Genomic DNA, 12,181 nt, shown 5'->3' on the forward strand with positions numbered 1-12,181 from the left:
CCCGGGCGCCGGGACGGGCCGGAAAGGCCCGGGGCGGAGCCCCCGCGGCGGTTGGCTCCCCGTCAGCCCCCGAGCGCCAGCACCACCAGGGCCGCCGTCGCCGCGGTCTCCTCGACGCCACCGAAGACGTCCCCCGTCACCCCGCCGAACCGCCGCACGCAGTGGCGCAGCAGCAGTTCGGCCGCCGCCAGCGCGCCGAGCACCGCGAACGCGTGGCGCCCCGCCCCGTACGGGCCGAACGCCGCGCCCGCCGCCGCGCACAGCGCCACCGTCACCGCCGCCGCGCCCAGCGCCCATCCGACCGGGACCGTGGCCGCCACCGTCGCCCCGAGCCCCTCCGGGCGGGCGGGCGGGACGTTCTGACGGGACGCCAGCGTCAGTGCGAGGCGGGCGGCGACGGCCGCGACGACGGTCCCGAGCGCCCCGTGCGCCCAACCCTCCCCGTAGAGCTCGAAGAGGACCGCGACCTGGGCGAGGAGGACCAGGAGCAGCGTGATGACACCGAACGGCCCAATGTCGGACTGCTTCATGATCCGCAGCGCGTCCTCGGCCGGCTTCCCGCTGCCGAGGCCGTCCGCCGTGTCCGCCAGACCGTCCAGGTGCAGCCCCCGGGTGAGGGCGGCGGGCGCCGCGACGGAGGCCACCGCGGCGAGCAGCGGCCCCGACCCGGCCAGCAGCGCCGAGGCGCCGAGGGCGGCGGCCGACAGCCCCACGACGAGTCCGGCCAGCGGGGCGCAGAGCATGCCGGAGCGCGCGGTCGCGCGGTCCCAGCGGGTCACGCGGACGGGCAGCACGGTCAGGGTGCCGAAGGCGAAACGTATGCCGTGGCTGTTCAGGGAGGTCACCGCGGGCAGGCTAGCCGCTGGCCCCCAACGATAGATTGGGCGAAACACGCCTAACGCCGGGAAACCGTGCATTTCGGGAGTGGGTGGGATGGGTCACTGGTGGTACGAGAACATCGTGGAGCCCGGCAAGCTGCCGTTGCTCCTCGCGCTGGCCGCCTTCGTCCTGACCTTCGCCGTCACCCGCACCATCACGCGCATGATCCGTGCCGGGAAGGGCCCGTTCCGCAACATCACGCCGGGCGGGGTGCACCTCCACCACGTGGTGCCCGGGGTCGTGCTGTCGGTGGTCGGCGGGTTCGGCGCGGTGGGCAGCGGACGGCAGGGCGTGGCCGCCGGGATCTTCGCGGTGGTCTTCGGCGTGGGAGCCGGCCTGGTGCTGGACGAGTTCGCCCTGGTCCTGCACCTGGACGACGTGTACTGGACCGAGGAGGGCCGGCAGAGCGTGGAGGTGGTCGTGCTGACGGCCGCGCTGGTGCTGCTGGTCCTGGCCGGCTTCTCCCCGCTGGGCGTGGACGACGTCAGCGACGAGGAACAGCAGGACCGTTTCGGAGTCATCACCACGTACGTGGTCAGCTTCGCCTTCGTCCTGGTCTGCCTGCTCAAGGGGAAGACGCGGATGGCGGTGCTCGGCACCCTCGTCCCGTTCGTCGCGCTGGTCGGCGCGGTCCGCCTCGCCCGCCCCGCCTCGCCCTGGGCCCGGCGCTTCTACCGCAACCGCCCCCGGGCCCGCTCCCGGGCGCTGCTGCGCGCCTACCACCACGATGTGCGGTGGGCCGGGCCGCGCCGGAAGTTCCAGGACCTCATCGGCGGCGCCCCGGACCGGGTTCCACCACCGCCCGCACCGAGGCCGTGAGCGGCACGCCGCCGCCCGAGCCGCTCCCGTACGTCGCCCACCGGCAGGTCCCGTACGCCGTACCCCGGCAGGTCCCGTACGCCGTACCCCGGCAGGACGACGGCCGGGCGGGGGTCTCAGGCCCCGTCGAGCGCAGCAGGCTCCGACCCGGGCTCCGCGCCTTCCGTGTCCTCCCCGGCCTCGGCCTTCTCCGGCTCGCGCTCGGGGAGTTCGGCGGCCAGCGCCGCCGCGGCCTGCACCAGCGGCAGGGCCAGCAACGCGCCGCTGCCCCCGCCCACCGTCACCCCGTGGTCCAGCAGCGGGGTCAACGCCATCCGGTCCAGCGCCTTCGTCTGCGCGGGCTCCCCGCTGGTCTGACCCGCCAGCCACCAGTCCGGCGCCCGGAACGCGGCCCGCTGCGCCACCAGCGCGCAGGCCGCCGAGACGACGCCGTCCAGGATCACCGGCATCCGGCGCACCGCGCTCTGCAGGAGGAAGCCCGTCATCGCCGCCAGGTCCGCCCCGCCGGAGGTGGCCAGCAGCTCCAGCTGGTCGCCGAGCACCGGTCGGGCCCGGCGCAACGCGTCCCGGATCGCCGCGCACTTGCGCATCCACGCCAGGTCGTCGATGCCGGCGCCGCCGCGCCCGGTCACCACGGAGGCGTCCGTACCGCAGAGCGCGGCGATCAGGGTGGCAGCGGCCGTGGTCCCGCCGACACTGAGGTCGCCGAGCACCACCAGGTCGGTGCCGGAGTCCGCCTCCTCGTCGGCGACGGCCATGCCCAGGCGGACCGCCTGCTCGGCCTCCTCCGCACTCAGCGCGTCCTCGACGTCGATGCGCCCCGAACCCCGCCGCACCCGGTGGCGGACCACGGACTCGGGCAGCAGCTCCGGATCGCAGTCCAGGGAGACGTCCACGATCCGCATCGGCACCGAGAACCGCCGGGCCAGCACCGCGACCGGGCTCGTCCCGTCCAGAGCGGCCCGCACCAGCTCGTGCGCGCTGCCCGCCGCCCGCCCGGAGACGCCCAGCTCCGCCACGCCGTGGTCCCCGGCGAAGAGCACCAGCCGCGGCTGCTCGACGGCCCTGACCGGCACGGACTGCTGCGCGGCGCTGAGCCACTCGCCCAACTCGTCGAGCCGTCCGAGCGCCCCCGGGGGGACGGCCAGCCGCTCGCGCCGCTCCTCGGCGTCGCGCCGCACACCCCCGTCGGGGCGTTGGATCAGGTCGGAGAAGTCGTCCAGGTTCACGGGGGTCTGCCTCGCGGGTCGTCACGTCGGGTCCGGGCCCGGGAACCCGGCTGCGGGCCCCTGCCCGGAACAGTACCGGGCGCCCCCCGGCACGGTCCCGGCCGAGATCGGCCGCCCGCGGCGTACGGGCCGGGCCGGGCCGTGGGTACGAGGCCCCGCATACGGGCCGAGCTCCGGGCATGCGGCCCCGCATACGGGCCGGGCCCCGGGTACGAGGCCCCCGGGGACGGCACGGACCGGGACAGGACGGGCTCCGGGCATGCTGCCCCGCCGCCCCGCGTACGGGCCGGACCCCGCACGAACAGCAGGCCCCGCCCCCCCCGGAGGGCCCCTCAGCCCCGCAGTACCAGCACCTGCCCCGCCACCACCAGCAGCACCTGCTCGCACTCCGCCGCCACCGCCGCGTTCAGCCGTCCCAGCTCGTCGCGGAACCGGCGCCCCGCCGAAGTCGCCGGCACCACCCCCGACCCCGCCTCGTTGGTCACCAGCACGACCGGCCGCCGGGTCCCGCGCACCGCGGCGACCAGCTCGCCGACCCGTTCCCGCAGCGCCTCCTCGCCGCCCCCGGCGTGCCACCGCTCGTCCTCCCAGGCCCCCACCCGGTCCATCGCGTCGGTCAGCCACAGCGACAGGCAGTCGATCAGCAGCGGCGGCCCGTCCGCCCGCAGCAACTCCGCCAGTTCACAGGTCTCCTCGGTCCGCCAGCCGCCCGGCCGGCGCTCCCGGTGCAGCCCGATCCGCGCCGCCCACTCCGCATCCCCGTCGCGGCGGCCCCCGGTCGCCACGTACACCACCGCCGGGAACGTCTCCAGGCGCCGCTCCGCCTCCACCGACTTCCCCGACCGCGCACCGCCCGTCACCAGCACCCGGCGCGGCACGTCCGGCACCGCGTGGTACTCGCCCACCACCAGCGTCGTCCCGTCCGGCACCGCCCGCGCCCCGGCCGCCGCGAGCCGCCTCTCCAGGGCCGGGCCCGGCGGGGCGTCGTGGTCCAGGTGGACCGCGACCACCTCGGTCGTCGGGCCCACCGCCCCCGCCGACCGCAGCCGCGCCACCGCCTCCGGCCGCCCGACCACATCGCAGACGACCATGTCCAACGGCCGTTCCACCCGCTCGGGCAGTCCGGCGGGAGCGGCCCCCGGCGGCAGGTACAGCAGCCGCTCGCCCTCCGGGGACGTCACCTCGTACCCGGGCCCCGGCGCGTCCATCGCCACCGCCCGCACCCGGTGCCCGCTGATCAGCGTCAGGACCTGGCCGTCCGGCACCCGCCCGGCCGGCGGCAGGGCGGGCGGCAGCTCGACGGCGGGGCCGTCGTGCGGGTGGGTCAGCAGCACCTGGCGTACCGGGCCCAGCGAACGCCCCGCCCGTGCGGCGGCGAACACCGCTCCCGGGGTGAGGTCGAGCAGCAGCGCGTCGTCGACCAGCAGCGCGGTCGCGGCCCGCGCCCACGGGCCGCGCGCCGAGGCGCAGACCGCGCAGGGGCAGGAGGGGCGGGGCAGCCCGTCGGGGGCTCCGGTGCCGAGCAGTGTCAGTTCCACCCCTTGATCCTCCCGTGTCCCCGCGCGGGGTGCGCGTCCGGCTACGCTTCGGACAGCAACGTGACCCAGGAGGCTGACATGGCGTGGACGTGGCGGTTCGAGAAGTCCGATGGTACGGAGACGGAACCGGCGCTGCAGCCGGAGGAGTTCACCACCCAGGGCGACGCGGAGTCCTGGATCGGCGAGTACTGGAAGGAACTCCTGGAGGGCGGCGCCGCACAGGTGACGCTCTTCGAGGACACGACCAAGATCTACGGCCCGATGAGCCTGCAGGCCGACGGCGCCTGACGGCCGGCCACGGCAGCGGAGCGGTGACCGCCGGGGCTCCGGCGGTCACCGCACCGTTCCGACGACCGGAGTCCGCGGTGACGGCCACCGGGCGCCGCGCCGAGCAGGCTCTGCCCCCGCCCCGCCCGGAAGCGGACACCCCCGACCAGCCGCTCGCTCAGCCGGTCACGGCGGACTTGAGCGCTTCGAGGTACTGGCTTTCCGACGGGATCGTGTACAGGTTCAGGTCTCCCTTGAAGGTGACCATGGCCGGGCAGCTCTTGTCCTCGCCGACCAGCTCGACCGCTTCCCCGACCTGGTCGCCGGTACGCGCCTCGTACACCGTGATCTCCACGGTCGCGCTGCGCATCCCCACCGACTCGTTGGTGAAGTCGCAGGTGGCGACCTCCTCACCGGCGTCGGTGTGCTCCGTGCACGCGACGAGTTCCACCTGGTCGGGGTCCTCCGGGTTGAACGGGTCGTCGCTCTCCCCCGCGCGGAGCGACACCCGCGATTGCGAACCGTCGTCCTCCCGGGCGCTCTCGAACACGACGACGGGGTGCGGCCCCGAACCGGGTTGGTAGGCCGGGGCGCCGGGGATCTCGCGTCCTCCGCAGAGGGTGCCGTAGTCGTGGAGGGTCTTCGCCACCTGATGCACGGGCCTCTGCATCCACTGGACGACCGCGTAGATGCCGGCCGCCGGGAGGCCGACCACGATCAGCAGGGCGACCACGCACCCGACCGTCCGCTTCACAGGACCCACACCTTGTCCTGTGCGGGCGAAGGCTCCCTGGGCGGGGACTGCTCGTTCAACGACTTCCTTCTCTCCTGGGCGGATGATCCGGGACGGAGAGAACCAACGGGTCAGCAGGCGTCGGCGGCCCCCGCCGCCACCTGGGCCATCGCCTCGTCTCCCCCCGTGAGGCCACCCGAGACGCTAGAGGATCTGCCGTACCGCGACAAGGGGCCGCCCGTCACGCCCCCGGCCCCGCCCCCGGAAACGCCGGCGGCTCCGCACCCGTGCCGGTGTGGCCGGCAGGGGTGCGGAGCCGTCGAAGATTCCGTAGGTCCGCTCAGATCTCCCCGAGCGTGACCTCCGCCGTACGGCTGGAGCCGTCGCGCGTGTACGTCACCCTCACCTTCTGGCCCGGCCTGTCGTTGGCCAGCGCCTCGGAGAGCGAGGTGATCGTGGTGACCTCGTCGTCCCCGATCCCGGTGATGGTGTCCCCGGGCCGCAGCCCCGCCTCGTCCGCGGCCCCGCCCCGCTCCACGCTGACCAGCGCCACCCCGGCGGGCCGGTAGTCGTCGTCGACGACGGTGCGGCCGGTGATGTTGAGCGCGGCCCGCCCCGAGTCGGTGACCTTGCCGTCCTTGATGATCTGGTCCGCGACCGTCCTCACCATCGAGACGGGGATCGCGAAACCGATGCCCGGCGCCGCGCCGTCCCCCAGCTGCGGGTCGGTCGCCGCGAGGGTCGGGATGCCGATCACCTCACTGTCCAGGTCGACCAGGGCCCCGCCGCTGTTGCCCGGGTTGATCGCCGCGGACGTCTGCACCATGTTGGCGATCGTCGCCCCGGTGCCGCCGCCCGACCGGCTCTCGCTCACGGTCCGGCCGAGTGCGGAGACGATGCCCTGAGTGACGCTGCTGGACAGGCCCAGCGGCGAGCCCATCGCCAGCACGATCTGCCCCACCTCGACCGTGCCCGCATCGGCGAACTTCGCGGGCCGCAGCCCGTCCGGCACGTCGTCGAGCCTGATCACCGCGAGGTCCTGCTCCGGATAGGAGGAGACCAGCGACGCGCTCACCACCTCCTCCCCGGTGGCCACGCTGACCTTGAACTTCTTCTCGTCGCCGACCACATGGGCGTTGGTGACGATGTGGCCCCTGCCGTCGTAGACGACCCCGGAGCCGAGTCCTTCGGACGCCTCGATCTGCACCACCGACGGCAGCACGTCGTTGATGACCTTCTGGTAGGCGGCCTCCAGGTCGTCGGGGGCGCGCTTCACCGACCCCTGCGCCGTCCCCGACGCGCTCGCCTCGGGCGCCGGGGCGGCCGGACCCGCACCGGAGCAGCCGCCCGCCAGAGCGATGGCGCAGACGGCCGCGGACAAGGGGGTCAGCAGCCTGCGCGTCCGGCTGCGGGAGGAGGATGCGTCCATATCCGGAGTCTGGGTCCGGACCCGTTCGGGTGCCCGCGCTGATGAGCCGAACGGGGCCGGTACGCACCGGGCGGGTACGTCGCGCTACGGGTGCGCGCGCACCGGCCGCTCAGGCGGGCCCGTGCCCGCCGGAGCGCCGGCGCGCGTCAGCCCCGTACGCCGCACAGGTGCAGCAGCGCCGCCACGCCCCGGTACGGGTCGGTGCGCCCGGCCCGGTCCTCCAGGGTCAGCACCCGTTCCAGCTCGTCGGCCGGCAGCTCCACATCGTCGTCCACGTTGTCCGTGAAGACGCGGACCCCGTACCAGGCGTGCAGGGGAGCGGCGATCCCGGCGAGTGTGGCCCGCAGGGCGTCGAGCCGGTCGGCGCGCACGGTGAGGCCGAGGCGGTCGGTGTACGTGGCGGTGTCGAAGGCGGCCAGGGCGGCGCCGAAGTCGCCGGCGAGCCCCGGGCGCATCGCGAGCGCGTCCGCGTTCCGTACGAGCAGGGAGAGCAGACCGCCGGGGGCCAGCATCCGGGCGAGCCCGGCCAGCATCGGGTCCGGCTCCTCGACGTACATCAGGACGCCGTGGCACAGCACCACGTCGAAGCTGCCGGGCAGGAAGTGCACGCCGGTCTCGCGGCCGTCGCCCTCGACGAGCCGGACCCGCTCCCGGATGCCCTCGGGCTCGGTCGCCAGGGACTCCCGGGCGGCCGTCAGCATCTCGGCGTCCGACTCCAGGCCGGTCACCGAGTGACCGGCCCGCGCGAGCCGCAGCGCCTGGGCGCCCTGGCCCATGCCCACGTCCAGAACGCGCAGCCGCCGCCCCACCGGGAAGCGCCCGGCTATCTGCTCGTCGAGCTGCCGGGCGACCAGCTCCTGGCGGACCGTGTCGCGTACGCCGCCGAGACCCGCCGGCCACGCCGAGGAGGCCCCGGTGAAGCCGGAGGTGTCCGTGCTCAGGGCCGCTCTCCGCGCTTGACCTGCGGCTTCGGCAGCCGCAGTCGGCGCATCTGGAGCGTGCGCATCAGGCCGTACGCCACGGCGCCGCGCTTCGGGGTGTCCGGGAAGCGCTCGCGGAGCTGCTTCTTCAGGCGGAGGCCCAGACCGATCGAGTCGATCACGATCAGGACGATCACCCCGAGCCAGAGCATCATCACGATGGCCTGCATGTTCGGCACCTGGATCACGCTGAGGACCAGGATGATCACGGCGAGCGGCAGGAACCACTCCGCGACGCAGAAGCGCGAGTCCACGTAGTCCCGGACGAAGCGCCGCACCGGGCCCTTGTCGCGGACCGGGAGGTAGCGCTCGTCGCCCGAGGCGAGCGCCTCGCGCTGGCGGGCCATGTCGGCGCGGCGCGCTTCGCGCTGGCGCTTCACGGCCGCCTTGCGGTCCGCCGGTGCGGCGGACGCGGCACGGCGGCGCTGCGACTGGGCCTCACTGCGCTTGGGGGTGGGGCGACCCTTGGGAGCCTGCGGGTCGCGGGGCTGCTGGGAGAGGTCCGCCGTCACCTTGTCGGTGGGGGCCTTCTCTGTCTTGGCGCGGCTACGGAACACAAAACCCAAGGGTACGGGGTCGGCGCGCGGGCCCGGCCCCGGGGCGAAAACGATCCGGCAACGGAGGGCGCCCCGGCCGGGGCGCCGGCCGGGCGATACGGGCGTTAACCACCTGTTCCGGCGCCCGTCACCGTGCGTCCCGGGGTCTCGCCTACACCTTGGGCGGGAGCGTTTCCCCGGCGTACTCGTCCTTGGGGAGGAGCACATCCGGCTCCGAACAGTGCGGTAATAGAGGCAGGGCCCGTACTGTGGGTTCTATCGGGAGTGCCGGAGCTCAGTCCGTCAGAAGGGGGCGCGCGAAGCCCATGAGCGGTGTCATGAAGCGTATGGGAATGATCTTCCGCGCGAAGGCGAACAAGGCCCTTGACCGGGCCGAGGACCCGCGCGAGACCCTCGACTACTCGTACCAGAAGCAGCTGGAGCTGCTGCAGAAGGTGCGTCGCGGCGTCGCCGACGTGGCGACGTCCCGCAAACGCCTGGAGCTGCAGTTGAACCAGCTGCAGGGCCAGTCGTCCAAGCTGGAGGACCAGGGCCGCAAGGCGCTGGCGCTGGGCCGCGAGGATCTGGCGCGTGAGGCGCTGTCGCGGCGCGCGGCCCTCCAGCAGCAGGTCACCGACCTGGAGACCCAGCACAGCACGCTCCAGGGCGAGGAGGAGAAGCTCACCCTCGCGGCGCAGCGCCTCCAGGCCAAGGTCGACGCCTTCCGTACGAAGAAGGAGACCATCAAGGCCACCTACACGGCGGCCCAGGCCCAGACCCGGATCGGCGAGGCGTTCTCCGGCATCTCCGAGGAGATGGGCGACGTCGGCCTCGCGATCCAGCGGGCCGAGGACAAGACGCAGCAGCTCCAGGCGCGGGCCGGCGCCATCGACGAGCTGCTCGCCTCCGGCGCCCTGGACGACCCGACCGGCACGGCGAAGGACGACATCGCCGCCGAGCTGGACCGGATCTCCGGCGGCAGCGACGTGGAGCTGGAGCTGCAGCGCATGAAGGCCGAGCTGGCCGGGGGCTCCTCGTCCTCGCAGCAGGCCATCGAGGGCGGCGCCCAGGGCGGTGCACAGCAGTCGCAGCAGCCGTCCCCGCACAAGTTCGACAAGCAGTGAGGGCAGCGTCATGATCGTACGGATCATGGGGGAGGGCCAGGTCGAGCTGGCCGACAGCCACGTCGTCGAACTGAACGAGCTCGACGACCTCCTGCTCAAGGAGATGGAGAGCGGGGACGGGCCCGGTTTCCGCACCACTCTCCACGCGCTCCTGGACAAGGTGCGCGAGCTCGGCGCCCCGCTCCCGGACGACTCCCTGGAGCCGTCCGAGCTGATCCTGCCGGCGCCCGACGCCACCCTCGAAGAGGTGCGCGCCATGCTCGGCGACGACGGGCTCATCCCCAACTGAGCCCCCACGGGCCCGCCCGGCGGCCCCGTGGACGGCCGCGCACCGGCACCCCCGCGCCTCCCGCCCCGCCCCGCGCCCGGTCCGCCGGACGCGGGGCAGCGGCGTTTCCGCCCCCCCCCCCCCGGGGCGCCCGTTGTTTCCCGGGAAGGCGTACGGCTCCGCGGGGCGGCCGCGTACCGTAGCCGGTCGTGACCACCCTCTCCTCCGGCTTCGCGCGCGCCCGCCGCTGGCTCCGGGACCACCCGCTCGCGTTCGACGCGGCCGTCGCACTGGGCGCGCTCCTCTCGATGATCTGCGGGTCGTTCGCCGACCCGGGCGCCGGACACGGGCCGACCTTCGGCACCCGCACCCCCGGCCTCTTCAGCGTGTTCCTCATGGTCCTCGGCGCGGTCGCCCTGGTCCTGCGACGCCGCCGGCCGATGCAGGTCCTCGCCGCCACCGGCGCCCTCGCGATCACCGAGTACGTCCTGACGGAGCCGCCCGCCCCGGTCGTCATGAGCACGGTCATCGCCCTCTACACCGTCGCCTCGCGCACCGACCGCCCCACCACCTGGCGGGTCGGGCTGCTGACCACGGTGGCGGTCTCGGCCACCGCGATGGTCTTCGGCTCGACCCCCTGGTACAGCCAGGAGAACTTCGGCGTCTTCGCCTGGACCGGCCTGGCCGGGGCCGCCGGGGACGCCGTACGCAGCAGGCGCGCCTTCATCGACGCCATCCGGGAACGCGCCGAGCGGGCCGAGCGCACCCGGGAGGAGGAGGCCCGCCGCCGGGTCGCCGAGGAGCGGCTGCGGATCGCCCGCGACCTCCACGACGTCGTCGCCCACCACATCGCCCTGGTCAACGTGCAGGCCGGGGTCGCCGCCCACGTCATGGACAAGCGCCCCGACCAGGCCAAGGAGGCGCTCGCCCACGTACGCGACGCCAGCCGCTCCGCGCTCAACGAACTCCGGGTCACGGTCGGGCTCCTGCGCCAGCAGGGCGACCCCGAGGCCCCCACCGAACCGGCCCCCGGCCTCGCGGTGCTCGGCGAACTGGTCGGCACCTTCCGCAACGCCGGCCTCCCCGTCGAGGTGGCCTGCGCAGACGGCGACCGGCTGCCCGCCGCCGTCGACCTCGCCGCCTACCGGGTCATCCAGGAGGCCCTGACCAACGTGCGCAAGCACGCCGGGGCGGGGGCCGGGGCCGAGGTGAGCGTGGTGCGGGTCGGGGCCACCGTGGAGGTCACCGTGCTCGACAACGGCCGGGGGAGCGCGGGCCGCCGCCCCGGGGCCGGGCCGGGCGGCGGCGGTGCGGGCGACGGCGACGGACCGGAGAGCGGCGGCCACGGGCTGCTCGGCATGCGCGAACGCGTCACCGCCCTCGGCGGGGCCCTCACCGCGGGGCCTCGGTACGGCGGCGGGTTCCGGGTCCATGCGATCCTTCCGGTCGAAGCCCGCACGGGAGAACCGGAGCGGCCGGGCACGGCGGGCGGGACGGGGATCCGCCGATGACCCAACCGACGCCGACGCCGACGCCCGCCCCGACGCCCGGCGTCCGGGAGGCGCCGATCCGGGTCCTGCTCGCCGACGACCAGGCGCTCCTGCGCAGCGCGTTCCGGGTGCTGGTGGACTCCGAGCCGGACATGACGGTGGTCGGCGAGGCCGCCGACGGGGCCCGGGCCGTCGAGCTGGCCCGGGCCGAGCGCGCCGACGTGGTGCTCATGGACATCCGGATGCCGGGCACCGACGGGCTGGCCGCCACCCGCATGATCAGCGCCGACCCGGAGCTGTCCGCGGTGCGGGTGGTCATGCTCACCACCTTCGAGGTCGACGAGTACGTGGTCCAGTCCCTGCGCGCCGGGGCCTCCGGCTTCCTCGGCAAGGGCGCCGAGCCGGAGGAGCTGCTCAACGCGATCCGGATCGCCGCGGCCGGCGAGGCGCTGCTCTCCCCGGCGGCGACCAAGGGGCTCATCGCCACCTTCCTGGCCCAGGGCGGCAGCGGTTCGGCGGAGGGGCCGGACAGTGCGGAGTACGCGCAGCGGCTGGCGGCGCTCACCGGCCGCGAACGCGAGGTGCTGGTCCTGGTCGCCGGGGGCCACTCCAACGACCGGATCGGCGAGCGGCTCGCGGTCAGCCCGCTCACCGTCAAGACCCACGTGAACCGGGCGATGGCGAAGCTCGGCGCCCGGGACCGGGCCCAACTGGTGGTCATCGCCTATGAATCGGGCCTGGTGCGTCCGCGGGCCGACTGACCGGCGGACCACGGCGGTGTACTCCAGCTGCGGTATGCGCGGCGCAGGAAAGCAGCCCGGGGGGCGACGTATCGGCTGCGGGGAGCGGCGATCGTAGGACTGGGCTGGAGGGGCGGGCCCTGACGTCC

Annotated in this window: 13 protein-coding genes; 6 read left to right on the top strand and 7 right to left on the bottom strand. The window is 74.7% G+C overall.

Going from position 1 to position 12,181, the window contains the following annotated elements:
* Positions 1 to 62: 62 nt before the first annotated feature.
* Positions 63 to 845, bottom strand: a complete 783-nt coding sequence (locus ACH4K1_RS09520) for an adenosylcobinamide-GDP ribazoletransferase (RefSeq protein WP_398088070.1) — start codon at positions 843 to 845, stop codon at positions 63 to 65.
* Between the two features lie 88 nt (positions 846 to 933).
* Here ACH4K1_RS09520 and ACH4K1_RS09525 point away from each other — a divergent pair, with 88 nt between their 5' ends.
* Entirely contained in the window at positions 934 to 1,698 is a 765-nt protein-coding gene (locus tag ACH4K1_RS09525) for a hypothetical protein (protein ID WP_398088072.1), read from the top strand.
* Between the two features lie 116 nt (positions 1,699 to 1,814).
* Here ACH4K1_RS09525 and cobT read toward each other — a convergent pair whose 3' ends face one another.
* Together cobT and ACH4K1_RS09535 are read right to left on the bottom strand one after the other, a co-directional pair.
* Entirely contained in the window at positions 1,815 to 2,927 is a 1,113-nt protein-coding gene (cobT, locus tag ACH4K1_RS09530) for a nicotinate-nucleotide--dimethylbenzimidazole phosphoribosyltransferase (protein ID WP_398088073.1), read from the bottom strand.
* A 332-nt stretch (positions 2,928 to 3,259) separates the two neighbouring features.
* The gene (locus tag ACH4K1_RS09535) at positions 3,260 to 4,465 is read right to left on the bottom strand and encodes a bifunctional adenosylcobinamide kinase/adenosylcobinamide-phosphate guanylyltransferase (RefSeq protein ID WP_398088075.1); all 1,206 of its coding nucleotides are present in this window, start codon (positions 4,463 to 4,465) and stop codon (positions 3,260 to 3,262) included.
* Positions 4,466 to 4,543: 78 nt separating this feature from the next.
* On the opposite strand from ACH4K1_RS09535, the gene ACH4K1_RS09540 reads away from it, so the two are divergent.
* Positions 4,544 to 4,753, top strand: coding sequence for a hypothetical protein (locus ACH4K1_RS09540; protein WP_010057779.1), 210 nt, complete (start codon positions 4,544 to 4,546; stop codon positions 4,751 to 4,753).
* 157 nt (positions 4,754 to 4,910) lie between these two features.
* Here the strand turns inward: ACH4K1_RS09540 and ACH4K1_RS09545 are convergent, their stop codons facing one another.
* The 4 genes from ACH4K1_RS09545 to ACH4K1_RS09560 all read right to left on the bottom strand — a co-directional run bounded on the left by ACH4K1_RS09545 (position 4,911) and on the right by ACH4K1_RS09560 (position 8,431).
* Entirely contained in the window at positions 4,911 to 5,486 is a 576-nt protein-coding gene (locus ACH4K1_RS09545) for a hypothetical protein (RefSeq protein WP_398088077.1), read from the bottom strand.
* A gap of 319 nt (positions 5,487 to 5,805) precedes the next feature.
* Complete coding sequence (locus ACH4K1_RS09550; protein ID WP_398088078.1) at positions 5,806 to 6,894, bottom strand: S1C family serine protease; 1,089 nt, start codon at positions 6,892 to 6,894, stop codon at positions 5,806 to 5,808.
* Between the two features lie 146 nt (positions 6,895 to 7,040).
* Positions 7,041 to 7,748, bottom strand: coding sequence for a methyltransferase domain-containing protein (locus ACH4K1_RS09555; protein WP_398088409.1), 708 nt, complete (start codon positions 7,746 to 7,748; stop codon positions 7,041 to 7,043).
* An 83-nt stretch (positions 7,749 to 7,831) separates the two neighbouring features.
* On the bottom strand, positions 7,832 to 8,431 hold the full coding sequence (locus tag ACH4K1_RS09560; protein WP_398088079.1) for a DUF3043 domain-containing protein: 600 nt from the start codon (positions 8,429 to 8,431) through the stop codon (positions 7,832 to 7,834).
* Between the two features lie 317 nt (positions 8,432 to 8,748).
* On the opposite strand from ACH4K1_RS09560, the gene ACH4K1_RS09565 reads away from it, so the two are divergent.
* The 4 genes from ACH4K1_RS09565 (at position 8,749) to ACH4K1_RS09580 (ending at position 12,053) form a co-directional block, all read left to right on the top strand.
* Entirely contained in the window at positions 8,749 to 9,534 is a 786-nt protein-coding gene (locus ACH4K1_RS09565) for a PspA/IM30 family protein (RefSeq protein WP_398088080.1), read from the top strand.
* Positions 9,535 to 9,544: 10 nt separating this feature from the next.
* Positions 9,545 to 9,823 (top strand): hypothetical protein, encoded by a 279-nt coding sequence (locus ACH4K1_RS09570; RefSeq protein WP_398088082.1) that lies wholly within the window; start codon positions 9,545 to 9,547, stop codon positions 9,821 to 9,823.
* A gap of 188 nt (positions 9,824 to 10,011) precedes the next feature.
* Positions 10,012 to 11,313, top strand: a complete 1,302-nt coding sequence (locus ACH4K1_RS09575; protein WP_398088084.1) for a sensor histidine kinase — start codon at positions 10,012 to 10,014, stop codon at positions 11,311 to 11,313.
* Entirely contained in the window at positions 11,310 to 12,053 is a 744-nt protein-coding gene (locus tag ACH4K1_RS09580; protein ID WP_398088085.1) for a response regulator, read from the top strand. Before ACH4K1_RS09575 ends, ACH4K1_RS09580 begins: the two co-directional genes overlap by 4 nt.
* The last annotated feature ends 128 nt before the right edge of the window (positions 12,054 to 12,181 follow it).

Origin of the sequence: Streptomyces sp. NPDC017448, assembly GCF_044330565.1 — a bacterium.
GTDB lineage: Bacteria > Actinomycetota > Actinomycetes > Streptomycetales > Streptomycetaceae > Streptomyces.